This is a genomic window from Amycolatopsis mongoliensis, assembly GCF_030285665.1.
GTDB classification, from domain to species: Bacteria; Actinomycetota; Actinomycetes; order Mycobacteriales; family Pseudonocardiaceae; genus Amycolatopsis; species Amycolatopsis mongoliensis.
In genome coordinates this window covers 717805-738152 of sequence record NZ_CP127295.1, presented here as the reverse complement: position 1 = coordinate 738152, position 20348 = coordinate 717805, and the positions used below count along the sequence as shown (strand labels likewise).

13 protein-coding genes, 1 tRNA gene and 3 pseudogenes are annotated in these 20348 nt (G+C 67.7%); 15 read left to right on the top strand and 2 right to left on the bottom strand.

Annotated elements, in window-relative coordinates:
• Positions 1–148: 148 nt before the first annotated feature.
• The 9 genes and pseudogenes from QRX60_RS03490 to QRX60_RS51555 all read left to right on the top strand — a co-directional run.
• Positions 149–1026 (top strand): annotated as a pseudogene (locus QRX60_RS03490) (IS3 family transposase); the annotation flags it as partial.
• Between the two features lie 131 nt (positions 1027–1157).
• Positions 1158–2507, top strand: a complete 1350-nt coding sequence (locus QRX60_RS03485; RefSeq protein ID WP_456298879.1) for an IS30 family transposase — start codon at positions 1158–1160, stop codon at positions 2505–2507.
• 4 nt (positions 2508–2511) lie between these two features.
• Positions 2512–2799: pseudogene (locus QRX60_RS03480) on the top strand (integrase core domain-containing protein); the annotation flags it as partial.
• Between the two features lie 212 nt (positions 2800–3011).
• On the top strand, positions 3012–3893 hold the full coding sequence (locus QRX60_RS03475) for a hypothetical protein (protein WP_285999352.1): 882 nt from the start codon (positions 3012–3014) through the stop codon (positions 3891–3893).
• 343 nt (positions 3894–4236) lie between these two features.
• Positions 4237–4560 (top strand): transposase, encoded by a 324-nt coding sequence (locus QRX60_RS03470; protein WP_285994936.1) that lies wholly within the window; start codon positions 4237–4239, stop codon positions 4558–4560.
• A complete protein-coding gene (locus tag QRX60_RS03465; RefSeq protein WP_285994935.1) occupies positions 4560–5474 on the top strand; it encodes an IS3 family transposase in 915 nt (304 codons plus the stop codon). Before QRX60_RS03470 ends, QRX60_RS03465 begins: the two co-directional genes overlap by 1 nt.
• A 271-nt stretch (positions 5475–5745) precedes the next feature.
• Positions 5746–6738, top strand: coding sequence for a PIN domain-containing protein (locus QRX60_RS03460; RefSeq protein ID WP_285999351.1), 993 nt, complete (start codon positions 5746–5748; stop codon positions 6736–6738).
• A 505-nt stretch (positions 6739–7243) separates the two neighbouring features.
• Positions 7244–8908, top strand: a complete 1665-nt coding sequence (locus tag QRX60_RS03455) for a DUF6119 family protein (protein ID WP_285999350.1) — start codon at positions 7244–7246, stop codon at positions 8906–8908.
• A 219-nt stretch (positions 8909–9127) separates the two neighbouring features.
• Positions 9128–10192: pseudogene (locus QRX60_RS51555) on the top strand (tyrosine-type recombinase/integrase); the annotation flags it as partial.
• A 341-nt stretch (positions 10193–10533) separates the two neighbouring features.
• On the opposite strand, the gene QRX60_RS03450 reads toward QRX60_RS51555, so the two are convergent.
• Positions 10534–10606: transfer RNA gene (locus QRX60_RS03450), tRNA-Ala, on the bottom strand.
• A 290-nt stretch (positions 10607–10896) separates the two neighbouring features.
• Between QRX60_RS03450 and QRX60_RS03445 the strand changes: the two genes are divergently transcribed.
• From QRX60_RS03445 to QRX60_RS03420, 6 genes are all read left to right on the top strand, one after another.
• Positions 10897–13083 carry an RICIN domain-containing protein gene (locus tag QRX60_RS03445; protein WP_285999349.1) on the top strand — a complete coding sequence of 729 codons (2187 nt, stop codon included), beginning with the start codon at positions 10897–10899 and terminating at the stop codon, positions 13081–13083.
• A 150-nt stretch (positions 13084–13233) separates the two neighbouring features.
• Positions 13234–13803 (top strand): HdeD family acid-resistance protein, encoded by a 570-nt coding sequence (locus tag QRX60_RS03440; protein WP_285999348.1) that lies wholly within the window; start codon positions 13234–13236, stop codon positions 13801–13803.
• Positions 13804–13816: 13 nt separating this feature from the next.
• Positions 13817–14743 carry a ribonuclease Z gene (locus tag QRX60_RS03435; RefSeq protein WP_285999347.1) on the top strand — a complete coding sequence of 309 codons (927 nt, stop codon included), beginning with the start codon at positions 13817–13819 and terminating at the stop codon, positions 14741–14743.
• Between the two features lie 10 nt (positions 14744–14753).
• Positions 14754–16406, top strand: a complete 1653-nt coding sequence (locus QRX60_RS03430) for a response regulator (RefSeq protein WP_285999346.1) — start codon at positions 14754–14756, stop codon at positions 16404–16406.
• Positions 16403–17824 (top strand): ATP-binding protein, encoded by a 1422-nt coding sequence (locus QRX60_RS03425; RefSeq protein WP_285999345.1) that lies wholly within the window; start codon positions 16403–16405, stop codon positions 17822–17824. Before QRX60_RS03430 ends, QRX60_RS03425 begins: the two co-directional genes overlap by 4 nt.
• The gene (locus QRX60_RS03420; protein ID WP_285999344.1) at positions 17824–19317 is read left to right on the top strand and encodes a carboxylesterase/lipase family protein; all 1494 of its coding nucleotides are present in this window, start codon (positions 17824–17826) and stop codon (positions 19315–19317) included. The genes QRX60_RS03425 and QRX60_RS03420 overlap by 1 nt, the downstream gene beginning before the upstream one ends.
• Before the next feature lie 136 nt (positions 19318–19453).
• On the opposite strand, the gene QRX60_RS03415 is transcribed toward QRX60_RS03420, so the two are convergent.
• A complete protein-coding gene (locus tag QRX60_RS03415) occupies positions 19454–20266 on the bottom strand; it encodes an LmeA family phospholipid-binding protein (RefSeq protein ID WP_285999343.1) in 813 nt (270 codons plus the stop codon).
• Positions 20267–20348: the final 82 nt, after the last annotated feature.

Sequence of the window (20348 nt, the reverse complement as noted above, 5' to 3'; positions counted from 1 at the left end):
CGCAACGTAGGGCTAGTGCCCGCAGCGGCAAAGGTGCCCTGCGCGCAGCGAGCCGCTGGCTACCCTTAGATGAGGTGAATAGGGTCTGCCCAGGGTTTGGTTGACACCTCACCTGTGAGGCTCCGGCCTCGCCTGGAAGGATGTCACCGTGCCCAAGCCCTATCCCCGTGAGTTCCGTGACGACGTGATCGCTGTGGCCCGACGCGGCGAGGCCCCGTTGAAGCAGGTCGCGAAGGATTTCGGGATCTCCGAGTCGTGCCTGGCCAACTGGCTGCGTGCCGCCGACGTCGAGGACGGCGCGCGGCCCGGCGTGACCCGGGAGGAGTCCGCTGAGCTGCGGGAACTGCGTAAGCGCAACCGGCTGCTCGAGCAGGAGAACGAGGTCCTGCGCAAGGCCGCGGCCTACCTGGCGCAGGGTAACCTGCCGGGAAAATAGCCTTCCCGCTCGTCCGTGACCTGGCCGCGGCCGGCGCCCCGATCAGGGTGTCGGTCGCGGTGACGTGCAGGGTGCTGGGCATCTCCCGGCAGGCCTACTACCAGTGGTGTTCGTCCCCGGTCTCGCAGCGGGACTTCGACGACGCTCATCTGATCAACGCAGCGCTCGAGATCCACGCTGACGACCCGGCCGACGGGTACCGGTTCATCGCCGACGAGCTCGCCCGGCTCGGGTTCACCGCGTCGGAGAACCGGGTGTGGCGGATCTGCTCGATGCAGCAGATCTTCTCGTTGCACGCCAGGAAGAAAGGTCGTTCCCGTACAACAGGGCCGCCGGTGCACGACGACCTCGTGCGTCGCGACTTCACCGCCACCGCACCGAATACCAAGTGGTTGACCGATATCACCGAGCATCCCACCGGTGAGGGCAAGCTGTACTTGTGTGCGGTCAAGGACTGCTACTCCAACAAGATCGTCGGATACTCCATCGCCTCGCACATGCGGGCCTCACTCGCCCTCAGCGCGTTGCGCAACGCCATCGCGCTTCGCGACCCGGCCGGCACCGTCGTCCACTCCGACCGCGGAGCCCAGGGCGGATTCAACTGGTCGTCGCAACACCTTCATCACGGAGGTTTGCGATGGGGCGCGGTCGGAAGCAGGTGCCGGAGGCGCCGGTGGGTGCGCGACGGCAGTGGGCAGCGGATCGGGCGTTGCGGGCACCGATGCGTTCACCGGGCCGGCCGGAGCCGTCTCGGGCAGTGCAGCGGGATTTTTGGCGACAGATCGCGTTGGGCGTGACGACGGCTGAGGCGGCGGAGAATGTCGGTGTGTCCTGGCCGGTCGCGGCCCGCTGGTTCCGTCACGCTGGCGGCATGCCGCCGATCAGCCTGGCCGAGCCCACGGGCCGGTATCTGTCGTTCGCCGAGCGTGAGGAGATCGCGCTGTTGCGTGCCCAGCAGCACGGGGTGCGCGAGATCGCCCGCCGCATCGGCCGCGACCCGGGAACGATTTCCCGCGAACTGCGCCGCAACGCGGCGACCAGGAGCGGGAAGCAGGTCTACCGCGCCGTGGTCGCACAGTGGAAAGCGCAGCAGGCAGCGAAACGCCCGAAGACCGCGAAGCTGGCCGGCAACGACAGGCTCCGTGAGTACGTGCAAGAGCGGTTGGACGGTGCCGTCCGCCGACCCGACGGCACGGTCGTCGCGGGGCCTGAGGCACCTGTGTGGAAGGGGCTGAACAAGCCGCATCGGCAGGATCGGCGGTGGGCGATGGCGTGGAGCCCGGAGCAGATCTCTCGCCGGCTCCCGGTTGATTTCCCCGATGATGGGTCCATGCGCATCAGCCACGAGGCGATCTATCAGTCGCTGTTCATCGAGGGACGCGGCGCGCTCAAGCGGGAGCTGGTCGCGTGTCTGCGCACCGGTCGGGCCTTGCGGGAACCGCGAGCCCGATCACGTAACAAGCCGCAGGGGCATGTCAGCGCGGACGTCGTCCTCAGCGAACGCCCCGCCGAGGCTGCCGATCGCGCCGTTCCCGGGCACTGGGAAGGGGATCTGATCATCGGGACGGGCCGGTCTGCGATCGGCACGCTGGTCGAGCGCAGCAGCCGGTCCACGCTTCTGGTGCATCTGCCCAGGCTGGAGGGCTGGGGTGAGACCCCGCCGGTGAAGAACGGGCCGTCGCTCGGCGGTTACGGCGCCGTCGCGATGAACGCCGCGTTGGCTGCCTCGATCACGCAACTGCCGGAGCAGTTGCGGCGGACGATCACGTGGGACCGCGGGAAAGAACTGTCCGGGCACGCACAGCTGACCCTCGAGACCGGGACGAAGGTTTTCTTCGCCGACCCACACTCGCCATGGCAGCGACCGACGAACGAGAACACCAATGGCCTGCTGCGCCAGTACTTCCCGAAGGGCACCGATCTTTCCCGGTGGTCCGCCGAGGAGCTGGAGGCCATCGCCTTCACGATCAATAACCGGCCCCGCAAGATCCTCAGCTGGCGCACCCCGGCCGAGGTCTTCGCCGAGCAGCTACGCTCACTACAAACACCCGGTGTTGCATCGACCGATTGAACTCGCCCAGTTCCGGTCGGTGGCCTATCGGCGCCTGCTGCGCGCCCACGGGCTGACAGGGTCGATGGGACGAGTCGGTGCCTGCGGAGACAATGCTGCGATGGAATCGTTCTTTTCGTTGCTGCAAAAGAACGTTCTCGACACGCAGCGGTGGCGCACCCGCGAAGAGCTGAGGCTGGCGATCGTGTCCTGGATCGAGACGAAGTACCACCGCAGACGCCGCCAGCGCGCCCTGGGCAAACTCACCCCAGTCGAGTTTGAGACCATCTACACCACCGCGTCAGCGGCCTGAAACAGTCAGCCCCCGGTGTCAACCGAAGTCTGGGCAGACCCATACCCGACATAGACGGGTCTCTCATACGCGCCGTCGTCGGCGCTCGTCACCAGCAACTGACCTGCGGTGCTGGTGCGTCAGACCAGCACCGCGGCAGGCGTCCGTCTCGTCGACCCCAGCCAGGCGGTCAGCGTCGTAACGACTTTCGTTCGCGCCGCGACGCAGTACCCGTGAACGAGACTGGCGGTGACGACGTAGGTGACATGAACCTATGGGAGCGCAGTAAGGCGGCGGCGGACCGGAACAGACAAGGGAAGTCCGACGACACCGATGTACGGGTGATCGAGATGTACGAGCGATCCCGGGAGTTGCTCGACAAGTGGGCAGACAAACTGGGTGTCACCCTCACCGACGTCACTCCGGTCTACCGCCCGGCTACACCCGAGAAGTGGAACGTCGGTGCGACCGAGGAACGCATCGAGACGATCTTTTCCTGCGAAGGCAGGCAGTTCACGGCAGTCTACGACCGCGTGTTCCACGTAACCTTGCGCGGCAATCCAGCAGAAACTGCTGCTCAGATCGGTGAGGCCATCGTCAAGATCGAAAGGGCCGAACGCCATGCCCAGGTAGCGGACCAGGCGAAGCGAGCACATGCGGACAAACGCCGCACGAGGCTGCGCTACGGCGGTATCGCCAGCGCAGCCATCGTCGTCGTGGCCGTCGCCGCGACGCTGATCTACCAGACCGCCACAAGCCTACCGATCGAATACTTGTCCGGAGATAAACCTGACCTACGGCCGTGTCGGGCAGCGAGCTGCAGCGAGGACGGCAACTTCCATTGGTTCAAGGAAAGCTTGAGCACTACCTTCACTGCGACCGGTGGAGACACGTTCCGCAGCACGCTCAGGTCAGGACCCCTCTGCGACCTGAAGTCCCGTTGGGAGATCACATTGGACGGCGTTCCCTGGCGCAGTGGAGATTTCGTGCATGCGGGATCGTCGATCGACCTGGACGTTCCGCTGCGCGGAGTAGGGGAGGTAAAGCTGGTTGCCACGGCGCCACCGCGTGAACAGAACTGCTCTCCCGAGATTTCCTGGTTGGTCAGAGACTGACGCCTGCGGTCTTACCTGCAGTCACGACCAAGGAGTGTGAGCGAGTGGATCGCTCGGACTCGAAGTACGCGGGCAAACGCCCGCTGGCTCGCGAGATGGGCGTCCTTGACGAACTAGACGACGGCTTTGGCTAAAGACTAGGAACGGTCGTCGCACGGGCGACGGTGTCTCATTGCGACTCTGGGCTAGGGAACCTCAGCGCGCCGGCCGGTCGAGGCGAACAGCGGCAGTGCGGCATGCCGCCGCAGTAACCACACCAGGAACACCGGAACCGTGTGAGGTTCACCCCGGGTAGTGGACACCGAGTTAGCAGGATCAGATGTCCTGCTGAAAGGATGTCCTCATGCCTGCTCGCAAGCGCCGGTCGTACCCGGCTGAGTACAAGGTCGAGGCTGCTCACCGTGTGATCGATTCCGGCCGCACGATCGCTGAGGTCGCCCGCGAGCTGGGCATCGACGCGGGCATGTTGAGTGTCTGGGTCAAAGACGAACGACGCCGGATCACCGCGGCTGAGGTCCACGGGGACAACCCCTTGCAGGCGGCCGAGCGGGCCGAGCTGCTGCGCTTGCGCGGGCAGGTGGCCGAACTGGAGAAGGACAACGCGTTCCTGGTAAAAGCTTCGGCGTACTTTGCCGCGATGCAGAAGAACCGGCCCGGTTCGCTCTGATGGCCAAGTACGCCGGCCCCGACGAGTTCGCCGAGACGGCCGGCTCCACCTCGCCGCAGCACACCCGGTTCTCGGTCCGGCGGATGGCGCGGCTGCTGAGCGTGTCGAGAGCCGGCTACTACGCGCACGCCAAACGCGCCGCGGCAAGGGTGCTGACGCCACGGCAGCAACGCCGCGCCGACCTCGAGGTGAAGATCACCGAGGCGCACAAGGACTCCCGCGGAACCTACGGGTCGCCGCGGATCACCGCCGAACTGCGTGACCAGGGCGAGGTGGTCACAGCGAAGACGGTCGCCAAGATCATGGCCTCGATCGGGCTGGAGGGCATCAGCCCGCGCACGTTCAAGGTGAAGACGACGGTGGTCGATCCGGCCGCGTCGTTCCCGCCGGATCTGGTCGACCGGCTTTTCGACCGGGGCCGGCTGGACGCGGTCTGGCTGACCGACATCACGTATTTGACGTGTGGTGAGGGCGCGATGTTCCTGTGTGCGATCCGGGACGGGCACTCTCGGAAAGTGTTGGGCCACAGTGTATCTGACCGTATCAGCGCTGAGATGGTCACGGACGCCATCCACGACGCGGTCGCCGCCCGTGGCGGTGAATGTCGCGGCACGGTACTGCATTCCGACCGCGGCGGGGAGTTCACGGCGCATCTGACGGCGCAAGCGTGCTTCCGGCACGGGCTGCGCCGGTCGATGGGCGAAACCGGTATCTGCTGGGACAACAGCCCGGCAGAGTCGTTCTGGTCGACGTTCAAACATGAGCACTACTACCGGCATGCCTACGCCACGAAGATGGAACTCGTTGCCGCAGTTGACAATTGGGTTCGTTTCTACAACAGTGTGCGGCGGCACTCCGCAATCGGGATGCTCAGTCCCGACAATTTCGAGCAGTCACTTCGCACGGCTGCCTGATCCCTCGTAAGCCCCTGTCCACCGTTCGGGGTGAACCTCAGTGCACCGTTCGGCTCCGTCGGGCACGGCTCGGCCAGAAGGTCTGCTCCGGCTGTCATGTCTAGGTGATCGCCGCATGTCTACCAGGACCCGTTCACGGGCACGCTGCTCCCCGCCGAGACCGCTATGCCGAAGTGGGCCGGAGCGAGCTGGCGCCGAGCCGGGCGCGCTCACTCGTTCGGGCGAATGTCGAGTGGCCCGTCCGAGCGGCAGTTCGGTGCACCATGGCCTGATGAGCCGGCCGTCTCACCCAGTCACCGTTGTCGTCGCCGACGCCATGATTCTGATGAGGATGTCGTGCCGGTTGGCGTTGGACGCCGGTCCGACGGCCTTGGCAGTCGACGCGACGAGGACCGGGCACGCCCGCATCTACATCACCGCGGAGGTCGAGCGCGAGGTCATCCATAGGATGGAGAAGGTCGCCAAGCACGTCTCGGCCGAGGCGGCCCTCGAAGCATGGCGCAGGCTGCTCGCGCCGTCGATCACTGTGGTCGATCTCCCGTTCGGCGATGTCCTTCATCCCGCCGTCCGCGGAATCGTCGAACTCGACCCGGACGACGTTCTGACGGGAGCCTTGGCGCTGCTGGTCGGACCGGCGCTGGTCTGGAGTGAAGACCACTCTTTGACCGACACGGGCTTCGCCTCGGAGCTGAGCTGGCGAGAAACCGGCGAAGCGTTGGTCGAACTCGCCAGAACCGAAGCAGCGTGGGCAGGCGGGCTGGGGCTGACCGCGCTGACGAGTACCGCCCTCGTCGAACTCGCGAAGGCCGGTGCGAGGTTCGCCCGGCAAGGTCCGCTCCAGGCGCTGGGCTTAGGGCTTGGCGTCGGCGCCGCACTCTTCGGACTGGTCGGTCCTGGCGGCTCTCGGTGGGCGCGGACGCGTACCGCGTTCACCGCCGGCGGCCGCTTCGTCGTCAAGTATGCTAACGAACTCGCCGTGCGCTCGGAAGCCGCGGAAGCTCGGTTGTACCGCGTTCAGCCGCGAGGCTCGGATGGTCTCGTCGAGGGTGCGGCCCGTCGGCTCGCTCGTGCGCCGCAGCCGATGACCGCGTCGGAGTTGCGTGACGCCCTTCGCCGTTCACGTCGACCTGGGCTCGGTGACCGCGAGGTCACCGCTGCGGCGATCGAGCGTGCGCTCGCCGCCCATCCGGCGTTTCACCGGCTCACGGGGAAGCGCTGGAAGCTCGGGCGACCGGTGCGATTCCCGAACGGACTGGATCTCTGAATCACTCTGGCGAGTGAACCTCAGCTTGATCCGACGCTGACCCGCATCTTGCCATTTGAACCAAGTGAGTCGGTGTCGTGTCCCACCCGGTGAGCTGGACGCCTCGGAAGAACTGCTTGAGCTACCGGCGTGGGCAGTCGGGAAGAGCGGCTCGACGAGCACTCCGCGACCATCTTGAATACCGCGGTACTTCCGTCGCTCGGTCGGCCGCGACCGGGCGACCGTCGACCGCCAGGTCGGGGCGTTGAACGGCCTGAGTCGTCCGGCCATCGCCCGGCATCGCCAGCGCGCCGCCGTGCAGTTTGTTGGGGTCGCAAACGAATTTTCGGGCCGCGTCCTGCTGTGGGCTGGCTGACCGAACGCCGGCAGGCCAGGTGGGTTTCAGCAAGTCACCTTGGATTCGATTGTCACATTCGCATATTTTTCGATCGTGCGTTGTAGCAAATAACTGCAGGCGAACGAATCGTGAGGTGATCAAGGTCGGGGGCAGGACGGAGGGCGTGTCATGGCGCGCAGCAGGGATTTCTCGATCTTCCTGTTGAAGGATGACTATGACGCGACTACCGCGTTGAAGGACGACCACAAGCTGATCGAGGCCGTTCCAGCGACCCGCCTGCCGTCCGAGGCGTCGTTGTTCGTCTTGGATGGGCAGCCGCGGGCGCCCTGGTGGAAGACGTATTTCGGCGTGGACCGGGAGCTGTGGCAAGCGAGCAAGGGGGCTCTGGTCTTCTTGCCGGTGGCCGACCGGGTGTGCGTGCTTGCGTTCGGGCACGTGTCCCATAATCTCCGGGACGAGTCCTACGAGTACGACTTCGGGATCAGAGTCACGTTGAATTGCGTCGACCCCACGAAGCTGAAGAACACCGACACCCTCGAGCCGGGATCGGCACGGCGTCAGCGTACCCAGCACGCGATGGAAACCGACCTGACCTATTTCGACTTCGACCAGGATAGCTCGGTGTTGAAGAGCATTACCGGCAAGGTGAAGGCCGAGTACGCGGATGTGCTCAAGCACGCCACCGGAGGGAGCGGCCTCCGGGTAAGCACGCCGGTTGTGTCTGCAGACTTGATCGACCTGTGTGAACGTTTGCTGGACCTGTACGCGGATGAGTCCTACATCGAGTCGTTCCCTGACATCCAGAAGATCGTCCCGGTCCGGGACCCCACCCAGGTTTCACGGTTGAACCGCAACCTCGAGAAAGCAGTTCGGCGTCGGGCCGACAACCTGCAGCTTGCCGTGCCGGAGATGCTCGACTACAGCCGTGACAGCGACAGCATGTACGCGATGTTCGAGGCGGGTGGCCAGGGAGAGCTGTACTCGGACGTCGCGATCGTCCACTACTACGACCATCTGACGGCCAAGGGTATCGATGTCCGCACCTTGACGATCGAGCAACTCAAAGCACACCGGCTCAAGCTCGTGAACCAAGACGGCGACCGTCGTGACAGTCACTCGGTATTCAAGTCACTGTTGTTCGACACCAGCCTGTCGAGAGACTCCGCAGCGTACTACCTGAACGAGGGGAACTGGTACGAAGTCGACCGGGACTACGTGAACGGTCTCCAAACACGGTTGGACCCGTTCTGGTGTGATCTGACCTTCCTCGAGGACTGCTCGGAGCACCTCGAAGCCGACTACAACAAGGAGATCGGCAAGAAGGCCGGATACGTCTGCTTGGACACGACTGACGTGAGCCGCAAGGGACAGACGCAAGTCGAGCCGTGCGACGTCTACACCGTCATCGACGATCACGCGGTGTTGGTCCACGTGAAGATCTCCACGGCTTCGAGTCAGCTCAGCCATCTCTTCAACCAGGGCACCAACGCCGTCGAACTACTCCGTAGTGACGATGAGTCCCCGGACAAGCTGAAAGAGCTTCTGCGCGCGAAGGCGAAGGAGAAGGACGACGTAGGGAGCCTGACCGCGCCGGTCGATGCGGGTCGATACTCGGTCGTGTTCGCGATCATCACGAGGAAAGATCCGGTCCGCAAGTCGCTGAACTTACCGCTTTTTTCGCGAATCAGTCTAGCGCGCAACATCCGGGCGTTGGACCGGCTGATGCACGTCCCCGTCACGTTCGGCTTCATCAAGAATATCGCGCCGCCGCAACCGGTACAGCCGAAACCTAAGAAGGCGCGGACGCCGCGGGGTGGCTCGGACAAGCCGTGACCGGATATCAGGCGGGCTGAGTTACGACGGCCCGAAACCGGCGTATCTGGGATAGCAAACGCCAGCACAACGCCATCGTTACGTGCACTCGACATCACAGGCGGTGGTCGCCCGGCTGCGCCCTCCCGATTAGCGAGCATCGTTGAAGATGGCTGTGTCGGGAAAATACACCGAAGCGGCCCAACGCTGGGTTGGTTTTGTTCCGGTGTGGAGGCTGTTATGGCGTGGGTGGAGCAGTGCGGCAGCAAAACGTGGCGGGTGCGGTATCGACAGCAAGGCTGTGGCGTTCGTTCGGTGTCCGGTTTCGGCTCACAGCGTGACGCCGCGGCCTACGCCGCCGGGCTGGAGGTGGATCGGCGCCGGCGGGTGTGGATCGATCCGGCCGACAGCGCGGTCACCGCGGCTGAGTGGGTGGCGCGATGGTTCCGGTCGCTGGATCTGGGTCCACGGACGATCGAGAGCTACCGGAGCCGGCTGCGGTGTCACATCCTGCCGAAGTTCGGCGACCTGCCGTTGGGTGCGATCACGGCGCTGGGTGTGACCGAGTGGGCTCGGGAGCTGGAGCGAGCCGGATTCGCCCCGTCGACGGTGAGTTCGCAGCTGAATCTCCTGTCGATGCTGCTGACCGATGCGGCCGATGAGCGGCTGATCCCGTTCAATCCGGTGCGGTGGCGGAGGCGCCGGGGCCGGCGGTCACGACGGGCGGTGCCGGAGCGGATCTGGGCGACTCCGGAACAGGTGGTGCGGATCGCCGAGCAGGCCGGCGTTCTCGGCGGGCCGATCGCGCGGCTGCTGGTGATCACCGCGGCGTGGACCGGTTGCCGGTGGGGCGAACTCGCCGGTCTCCATCGGGACAATGTCGACCTCCGACGTGGGGTGATCGTGATCGATCCGCTGGTGGGGGCATTGCACGAGTCTGGGTCGATGCGGTGGCTCGGGCCGCCGAAGACCCGGGCCTCGGCGCGGACGATCGCGCTGCCGCCGTTCCTGGTCGCGCTGCTGCGCGAGCATCTCGCGCGGCACCGGTACGGGTTCGTGTTCACCACGCCGAGCGGGACGTGGTTGTGGCGCTCGACGTTCCTCCGGCGGGTTTTCCGTCCCGCGGTCGACGGCAGCGAGGCGTCCGGGACGAAGGCGGGCTGCGCGGCGGTCCGGTCAGGGTTGACCTTCCACGGACTGCGGCACAGTCACAAGACCTGGCTGATCGCCGGCGGCGCACCGGAGATCGCTCAGGCCCGCCGGCTCGGTCACCACTTGGACAACCGGGTCATCGAGACCTACTCCCACGTCGCCCCGGAGGTCGAGCAGCGGCTGCTGGACGATCTCGAGCGCCGCTGGCGCATGGCGGCACCACTGCCGCCGACGCCGTCACCCGGCGTGGTCGAGGGCCGCCATATGGCGGTGGTTGTCCCCCTCTTCGCCACGGTGGGGGTCACCCGCCGGGCGAGCCCGGGAGCAGCGGGAACACCGCGCCGACGCCATATCGAGGGTGGGGTGGTGCTCCAGTTCTGCCCCACCAGGAGCACAAGATCACGCCGTAAGCTGATCAGCGGAGATCGAACCCGGAACGCAGAAAACCCCTCCGACCAGCTACAACGGCTGAAACGAAGGGGTTCATTGCGATGTGGAGCTAAGGGGACTCGAACCCCTGACCCCCTCACTGCCAGTGAGGTGCGCTACCAGCTGCGCCATAGCCCCGGAGCGAAGGTGAACTCCGCATCTCGTATGGCCATACGCTACACGACCCCCGAACGGCTCCTGCGCAGGGGGTGCCTCAGGGTCACCGCGTCGGCGGCTGAAGCCCTGACCTGCGTTTTTACACCTTATTTTTAGTCGTGTATTGACCTCGTGGTGTGGCCGCCGTTACATTTTGCCGCGGTTGTGACGCCGAGGTCCCCGCCCGTTACGCCGCGTCTACCCCAAGACCGGGCACGCCTCTGCCGTTTCCTGCTCTACGAACGCCGCGGAACGCGGCAGAGGAGGTTTCGATGAAGACGAGACGGCGGGTGATGGTGCTGCTCTCCGCGGCATCCGCCCTGGTCGCGGGCATGCTGACCACGAGCCAGGCGCAAGCCGCGGTCACTCCGGACGGCTGGTACACCGTGGTCGCCGCCAACAGCGGGAAGTGCGTCGATGCGCGGGCCGCCGGGACCGCCAACGGCACCGTCGTGCAGCAGTACTCCTGCAACCAGACCGCGTCACAGGAGTGGCAGTTCCAGTCCACCGGCGACGGCTACTTCCGGGTCAACGCCCGTGGCAACCCCGCCGCGGCCTGGGACGTCACCGGTGTCTCCACCGCCGACGGCGGCCTCGTGCAGCTCTGGACCTACTCGAACGGCGCCAACCAGCAGTGGCAGGCGGTCGACGAGGGCAACGGCCGCTACCACTTCGTCAGCCGCAACAGCGGGAAGTGCCTCGACGTCCCGAGCGCCTCGACCGCCGACTCCGTCCAGCTCCAGCAGTACGCCTGCAACGGGACCGCCGCCCAATCCTTCACCCTGAACCCCGTGAACACGACGCAGCCCGGCCAGCCGGACCTCGGCCCGAACGTGGTGATCTTCGACCCCTCGATGCCGAGTTCGACGATCCAGAGCCGCCTCAACAGCATCTTCGGCCAGCAGGAACGCAACCAGTTCGGCAGCCAGCGCTACGCCGTGATGTTCAAGCCGGGCACGTACTCCAACGACGTCAACGTCGGCTTCTACACGCAGGTCCTCGGCCTCGGCCTGAGTCCCGACGCCGTGACGATCAACGGCGCCGTGCACGTCGAGGCCGACTGGTTCCCGCCGCAGAACGCGACGCAGAACTTCTGGCGCGGCGCCGAGAACCTGTCCGTCAACCCGACCGGCGGCGCCGACCGCTGGGCCGTCAGCCAGGCCGCGCCGTACCGCCGCATGCACGTCCGCGGTGACCTCCAGCTCGACGACGGCGGCTGGGCCAGCGGCGGCTGGATCTCCGACTCGAAGATCGACGGCCAGGTCCGCTCCGGCTCGCAGCAGCAGTGGATCTCCCGCAACTCGCAGTTCGGCAGCTGGAACGGCTCGAACTGGAACATGGTCTTCGCGGGCGTCCAGGGCGCCCCGGCGAACACGTTCCCGTCGCCGCCGTACACCACGGTCGGCCAGACGCCGGTCACGCGCGAGAAGCCGTTCCTCTACGTCGACAACGCCGGCAACTACCAGGTGTTCGTCCCGAGCGTGAAGACCAACGCGTCCGGCACGAGCTGGGCGAACGGCACCGCCCCCGGCAGCTCGATCCCGATCGACCAGTTCTACATCGCCAAGCCGGGCGCCACCGCCGCGGACATGAACGCCGCGCTCGCCGCGGGCAAGAACCTGCTGGTCACGCCGGGTGTCTACCACCTCAGCCAGGCGCTGCACGTCACCCGGCCGGACACCGTCGTGCTCGGCCTCGGCATCGCCACGCTGGTGCCGGACGGCGGCGTCACCGCGATGAACGTCGACGACGTCGACGGCGTCAAGGTCGCCGGCCTGCTGATCGACGCCGGCACGACCAACTCGAACACCCTCATGCAGGTCGGCCAGGCCGGCTCGACCGCCGACCACGCGGCGGACCCGACGTCGCTGCACGACGTGTTCTTCCGGATCGGCGGCCCGGCCGTCGGCAAGGCGACGAACAGCCTGGTGGTGAACAGCAACAACGTGATCGGCGACCACATGTGGATCTGGCGCGCCGACCACGCCGACAACGGCGACAACGTCGGCTGGACCACCAACACCGCCGACACCGGGCTGACGGTCAACGGCAACAACGTGACGACGTACGGCCTGTTCGTCGAGCACTACCAGAAGACGCAGGTCGTCTGGAACGGCAACGGCGGCCGGACGTACTTCTTCCAGAACGAGATGCCCTACGACGTGCCGAACCAGGCCGGCTGGATGAACGGGTCGACCAAGGGCTACTCCGCCTACAAGGTGGGCCCGAACGTCACGAGCCACGAGGCGTGGGGGCTGGGCAGCTACTGCTACTTCAGCACCAACCCCTCGGTCGCCAGCGCCCACGCCTTCGAGGCGCCGAACACCCCGGGCGTGAAGTTCCACGACATGGTGACCGTGTCGCTCAACTACCAGGGCACGATCACGCACGTCATCAACACCACGGGTGACACGACCCCGGCCGGCACCAAGCCGGTCAACCTGGTCAGCTACCCCTGAGCAACCGGCGTGCGCCGTGGTGGCGGCCGCGGCGCACGCCGGTCCTATGTGGCCGGACACAGTGGACGCATGGCCCGAACGGGTGGTGAACCGCGCCACTCGGGCAGTTTGTCGCGATACTGGGTGTCCCGACACCCGAGGAGCGACCTCATGACCTCCTTCGCAGCGTTTTCCGTCATCGAGCCCCGCAAGGCGTGGCCGATCGCGGCCGTCCGCGGTGCGTTCGCCGTGCTCTTCGGAATCTTCGCCCTGGTCTGGCCGGGCGTCACGGTGCTCGCTCTGGCGATCCTGTACGGCGTGTACGCGATCGTCGACGGCGTCGGCGGCCTGATGCAGGCCTTCCGCCCGGGCGACGCCGGCCACCGCGCCGCCTACGGAATCCTCGGCGCGCTCGGCATCATCGCCGGAATCCTGGTCCTGGTCTGGCCCGGCATCACGGTTCTGCTCCTGGCCCTGCTGGTCGGCCTGTGGGCGATCGTCACCGGCGTCGCGGAGATCGCCGCCGCGATCCGGCTCCGCAAGCAGATCCAGGGCGAGGCGTTCCTCATCGCCGCCGGTGCGATTTCGGTGATCGCGGGCGTGCTCATCGTGTTCAACCCGATCGCCGGCGCGTTCGGCATCGCGCTGCTCGTCGGGATCTACGCCCTGATCTACGGGATCATGCTGCTGGTGCTGGCCTTCCGGTTGCGCAAACTGGGGGACACCACCCCCGCCGCGTGAGTAGCGTGCGGGGGTGTCGACCCGCGAACTGGTGGTGCTGGGCACCGCGTCCCAGGTGCCCACGCGCCACCGCAACCAGAACGGCTACCTCCTCCGCTGGGACGGCGAGGGCATCCTCTTCGACCCCGGCGAAGGCACCCAGCGCCAGATGCTGCGGGCCGGCGTCGCCGCCACGGACATCACACGCCTCTGCGTCACGCACTTCCACGGCGACCACAGCCTGGGGCTCTCCGGGGTGATCCAGCGGCTGTCGCTGGACAAGGTGCCGCACCCGGTCCACGCCCACTTCCCGGCGTCCGGCGCGCACTACTTCGCGCGGCTGAGGCACGCGACAGCGTTCTACGAGACCGCTGACCTGCGCGAACACCCGATCACCGAGGACGGCCCGATCGCGACCGGGAAGCTCGCCCTGGAGGCGAAGCGGCTGAGCCACCCCGTCGAGGCGTTCGGCTACCGCCTGGTCGAGCCGGACGGCCGGACCATGCTGCCCGAGCGGCTGCGCGAACGCGGCATCACCGGGCCGGACGTCGGGCGGCTGCAGCGCGAGGGCCGGCTCGGGACCACGAGCCTCGAAGACGTCAGCACGCCCCGGCCGGGACAGCGGTTCGCGTTCGTGATGGACACCCGCCTCTGCGACGCCGTCTACGCCCTCGCCGAGAACGCCGACCTGCTCGTGATCGAGTCGACGTTCCTCGCCGAGGACACCCACCTCGCCCGTGACTTCGGGCACCTGACCGCGCAGCAGGCCGCCCGCGTCGCCGCCGAATCCGGCGTCCGGCAGCTCGTGCTGACCCACTTTTCCCAGCGCTACCCCGATCCGGCGCGCTTCCTGGCGGAGGCGCGGGCCGAGTTCGACGGCGAGATCGTGGTGGCCGAGGACCTGGAGCGGGTCCAGGTCCCGAAACGCCGGTCCTCCCCAGCGGACCACCGGGCGCCGTAGGCTGCATCTCGTGAGCCAGCCGATCCTGATGACCGTCGACGACGATCCCGCCGTGTCCCGCTCGGTCGCCCGTGACCTGCGGCGCCGCTACGGGAAGGACTACCGCGTCATCCGCGCCGACTCCGGCGCGGACGCCCTCGACGCGCTGCGCGAGATCAAGCTGCGCGGCGACGCCGTCGCGGCGATCCTCGCCGACTACCGGATGCCGCAGATGGACGGGATCGCCTTCCTCGAGAAGGCGATGGACCTGTTCCCGCACGCCCGCCGCGCCCTGCTGACCGCCTACGCCGACACCGACGCCGCGATCCAGGCGATCAACGTCGTCGACGTCGACCACTACCTGCTCAAGCCGTGGGACCCGCCGGAGGAGAAGCTCTACCCGGTGATCGACGCGCTGGTCGAGACCTGGCGCGCGGTCGGCGACAAGCCGGTCGAAGAGGTCAAGCTCATCGGCCACCGCTACAACTCGCCGTCGTTCCACCTGCGCGACTTCCTCGCCCGCAACGCCGTCCCGTACCGCTGGTACTCCGTCGAGGACGACGAAGGCCGCCGGATCCTGCAGGCCGCGGAAGCCACCGAGACCGACATCCCGGTCGTCGTCACCCCCGACGGCACCGTGCTCAAGAACCCCACCGGCGGCGCGATCGCGGACGCGGTCGGGTTGTCGACCCGCCCGGCGCAGGAGTTCTACGACCTCGTCGTGATCGGCGGCGGACCCGCCGGGCTCGGCGCCGCGGTCTACGGCGCGTCCGAGGGCCTGCGCACAGTGCTCGTCGAGAAGAAGGCCACCGGCGGCCAGGCCGGCACCAGCTCGCGCATCGAGAACTACCTCGGCTTCCCCGACGGCGTCTCCGGTGCGCAGCTGACCGACCGGGCGCGGCGCCAGGCGCAGAAGTTCGGCGCGGAGGTGCTGACCGCGCGCGACGTCGTCGGCCTCGAAGCCCGCGGCTCGTCGCGGGTGATCACCTTCGGCGACGGCAGCGAGATCGCCGCGCATTCGGTGATCCTGGCCAGCGGCGTCACCTACCGCGCGCTGGAGGCCGACGGCATCGAGGAGCTGTCCGGCCGCGGCGTCTACTACGGCTCGGCCGCGACCGAGGCGCCCGAGTGCAAGGGCGAGCACGTCTACATCGTCGGCGGCGCTAACTCGGCCGGGCAGGCCGCGGTGTTCTTCTCCCGGCACGCCAGCGACGTCACGATCCTGGTGCGCGGCGCGTCGCTGGAGTCGTCGATGTCGCACTACCTGATCGAGCAGATCGCGGGCATCGAGAACATCCACGTCCGCACGCACACCACGGTCAAGCAGGTTCACGGCGACGGTCACCTGGAGCGGCTCACGCTGTGCGAAAACGGTGTCACCGAGACGGTCGAGACCGGGCACCTGTTCATCTTCATCGGCGCCGCCCCGCGCACCGACTGGCTCGGCGAGGGCATCCACCGCGACGAGCACGGCTTCGTCTGCACCGGCCCCGACCTGCTGTCCGCCGGGCAGCGGCCGGCCGGCTGGCCGCTCGACCGTGATCCGCACTACCTCGAGTCGTCGATCCCCGGCGTGTTCGTGGCCGGTGACGTGCGGTCCCAGTCGGTCAAGCGGGTGGCGTCCGCGGTCGGCGAGGGCGCGATGGCCGTGACGCTGGTACACCGGTACCTGGAGGAACAATGAGCGCACTGCCGCGGGAAGAGCTTCGCGGGCTCTTCCTTTTCGAACACCTTTCCGAAGACCAGCTCGACTGGATCGCCGCCAACGCCGTGCTCGAGGAGTACGAAAGCGACTCGACCGTCATCAGCGAGGGCGCCGAAGCCACGTGCTTCTACGTCCTGCTCAACGGCGCGATCCGGATGACGCGGCTGGTCAGCGGCACGGAGGTGGAGACCAACCGGTCCGACCAGCGTGGGGCGTACTTCGGCGCGACCCAGTTCTTCGTGCACCAGGAGAACGAGCACACCTACAACGCCACGGTGCGCGCGCTGTCCGACGTCACGTTCCTCACCCTGCCGTCGAAGGAGTTCTCCTTCGAGTTCCGCCGGTGGTTCCCGATGGCGACGCACCTGCTGGAAGGCATGTACCTCGGCTGGCGCAACAGCGACACCGTGATCGGCTCGCGCCGCCGGCTGCTGGCGCTGGGCGAGCTGTCGGCCGGCCTGACGCACGAGCTGAACAACCCGGCCGCGGCCGCCGTCCGGGCGACGTCCGCCCTGCGCGAACGCGTCGCCGGGATGCGCCACAAGCTCGCCTTCCTCGCGAAGAAGGACATCGACCCGGAGCTGCTCTACCAGCTCATCGACGTCCAGGAACGCCTGGTCAAGCAGGTCGCGCAGGCCGAGAAGCTGTCCGCGATGCAGCAGGCCGACCGCGAGGACGAGATCACCGGCTGGTTCGAGGACCGCGGTATCGACCAGGGCTGGGACCTCGCCGACATCTACGTCCGCGCCGGCCTGACCACGGCCGACCTGGACAACGTCCTCGAGCAGGTCGGCGACACCTTCATCGACGGCGCCGTCCGGTGGCTGGCCTACGCGCTCGAGACCGAGATGCTGATGGGCGAGATCGAGGACTCCACCACGCGGATCTCCGCGCTGGTCGGCAAGGCCAAGCAGTACTCCCAGATGGACCGGGCGCCGCACCAGTGGGTCGACGTCCACGACGGCCTCGACTCCACGCTCGTCATGCTCGCGGGCAAGATCGGCGACGGCGTCCGCGTCGTCAAGGAGTACGACCGCAGCCTGCCGAAGATCCCGGCGTACCCGGCCGAGCTGAACCAGGTCTGGACGAACGTCATCGACAACGCCCTCGGCGCGATGCAGGGCGAGGGCACGCTGACGCTGCGCACCTGGGGTCAGAACGACCAGGTCCGCGTGGAGATCGGCGACACCGGCCCGGGCATCCCGGCGGACATCAAGCAGCGGATCTTCGAGCCGTTCTTCACGACGAAGCCGGTCGGCGAGGGCACCGGGCTCGGCCTGGACATCTCGTGGAAGATCGTCGTCGAGCGCCACCAGGGTGACCTGCGCGTCGAGTCGGAGCCCGGGAACACCCGGTTCGAGGTCTGCCTGCCGACGGTCGAGCAGGCCTCGCTCTGATGGCTTCCGTCCCGACGGTCACGACCGAGCTCGGGGCGCTGGTGGGGCTGGCGGGCGACGGCGTCCGCGTCTGGCGCGGGATCCCGTATGCCCGTCCGCCGGTCGGCGAGCTGCGCTGGAAGGCGCCGCGGCCGCCCGCGCTCTCGGGCGGCGTGCACGTCGCGACGGAGTACGGGCCGCACGCGACGCAACCGCCGGACCCGATGAACCCGTCCGCCGTGTGCGACGAGGACTGTCTCTACCTCAACGTCTGCACGCCGGACGGGCCTCCTCCCGAGGGCGGCTGGCCCGTGCTGTTCTGGCTGCACGGCGGCGGCTACCGCGTCGGCCACGGCGAGCAGCTCGGCGACGGCGAGGAGTTCGCGCGCGCCGGGATCGTCGTCGTCACGATCAACTACCGGCTCGGCTCGCTCGGCTTCCTGCACCTCGCCGGGATCTTCGGGGAGGCCGAAGCGGACGCGGGGGTGTGCGGGCTCCTCGACCAGATCGAGGCCCTGAAGTGGGTGCACCGCAACGTCTCCGCGTTCGGCGGTGACCCGGCGCGGATCACCGTCTACGGCGTCTCGGCGGGCGCGAAGAGCATCGGGAACCTGATGGGCAGCCCGCTCGGCGCCGGGTTGTTCGCCCGGGCGATCAGCAGCAGTGGCGGCGCGGACCACGTCGCTACGCCGGAGGCCGGGACCGCACTGGCCCGGCGGCTCCTCGACGAGGTCGGCTGCCACGACGCCGAAGCGCTGCGCGCCTTGCCGGCCAAGGAGTTCGTCGAGGCGCAGGAACGGATCCTGAGCGGGCTCCAAGCGCTGTGGCTCTGGCGTCCGACGCTGCATCCCCGCGTGCTGCCCGAGGTCCCGATCGGGCCGATCCGGCGGGGGAGCGCGGCCGGGATCCCGCTGCTGGTCGGCTGCAACAGCAACGAAGGCAGCACGTACGCGCTGATGCTCGGCGACGACGTCGCGACCGCTCCGGCGAGCGGCGTCCTTTCGGGAATCCTCGGTGACGAAGGCGCTTCGCACCTTCTCGAGACCTACCTTCGCCGCGTCCCCGACCTGAAGTCGGCGAAGATCGCCGCGATGGGCGACGAACGCTACGGCATCCCGACGCAGCGGCTGGCCGACGCGCAGTCCGCGCACGCGCCCGTCTACCGCTACCGCATCGACATCGCCGCACCCGGCGTGCCCGAACAGCTCGACGGCGGCCACGGCACCGAGACGACGATGGCGTGGAAGACGCCGCTGCCGCTCGCCACGCAGGGCTCCGCGGTCAACCCGAAGCGCGAGCGCGCGGCGCTGCTGATCCACCGGAGCTGGGTGCGGTTCATCCGCGACGGCGTCGCGGACGCCGACGGACCCGAATGGCCCGCGTACGGCCCGGAACTGCGCCCGGTGCTGGTTTTCCGGGAAGACACGGATCTCGTGCTCGACCCACGCCCGGACGAGCGAAAAGCCTGGGGTGACACGGAATGGGCGTCCGGGACCTGGTTCCCGGTGACCTGACCCCGTTCCTTTATTGGCCGTTCACTTCGAACCGGCTTCCTGCCGCGTCAACCGAGTCGAAGTCCCCTCTTGTGAGTGATGACGTTCGAACTCGCGTTCGAGTAGCGTTTTCGGTGTCCGGCTCACCGAGGAGGGGTCATGAACGGGTACCGAGGTTCGGCAGGGTCAGCGTCATCGCGGCGGTCGTCAGCCAGCTCAGCAGGTCGGCGAGAGGAATGCGGGAAAGCCGGTCCGGCCATTCCTCCGCCACTGTGTGCAGCACGAGTTCGTCGTGCCGCGGCTCGACCTTCGTCAGCCTTATCCCCGGCGGGAGTTCCGGCAGCGGCAGCACGATGGGCCGGAAGCGCTTCGGTGGCCGGAGTTTCCGCTGTCCGATGTGGAGGTTCCGCGGCTCGAGCACCACGGCGTCGTCCTCCACCCGGGCCTCCAGGGTCAGGTGGCCCCACTGCGGTTTCTTGGCCCAGTGGATCTGGAGCAGCCCGCTTCCGGCCGGGGCCGCGACGATCCCGGGGCGGACCGCCGCCACCCGGTCCCGCAGCACGTCCGCGGACACGGCGATGCGCAGTTCGACACGGGCCGGCTTGGCGGCCGGCGTGGGCAGCGAGCGGAGGCGGACGTCCTCGGCGAGCACGGTGACCCGGCGCAGCGGAATGCTGCCGCCTTCGGGCTCGGGCCAGTCGACGTCCTCGGCGATGATCCGGACGTTGCCGATGCGGCCGGTGGCCAGCCGGAGGCTGTCGGCCGGGTAGTCGAGTTCGGTGAGGGTCAGGCCGACGTCGCGGCCGTCGACCTTGGCGGTCAGCCGGCGCCCGACGAGCTGCTCGGTGACCGTGCGCACCAGCGCGCCGGGCGTGACCGGGACGTTCGGGAGCAGGGAACGCCCGGCCGCGGCCAGCCCGGCCAGTTCGGGCCAGGGCACCCAGCCGTCGAACCACCTGCCGTCGCTCATCCGTCCAGTGTCGCTGAAGAACACCGAGGATGGCGACGGCGGGTGGTCCCGCAGCTGGGTGAAGCGGCGTGACCGCCGCCGG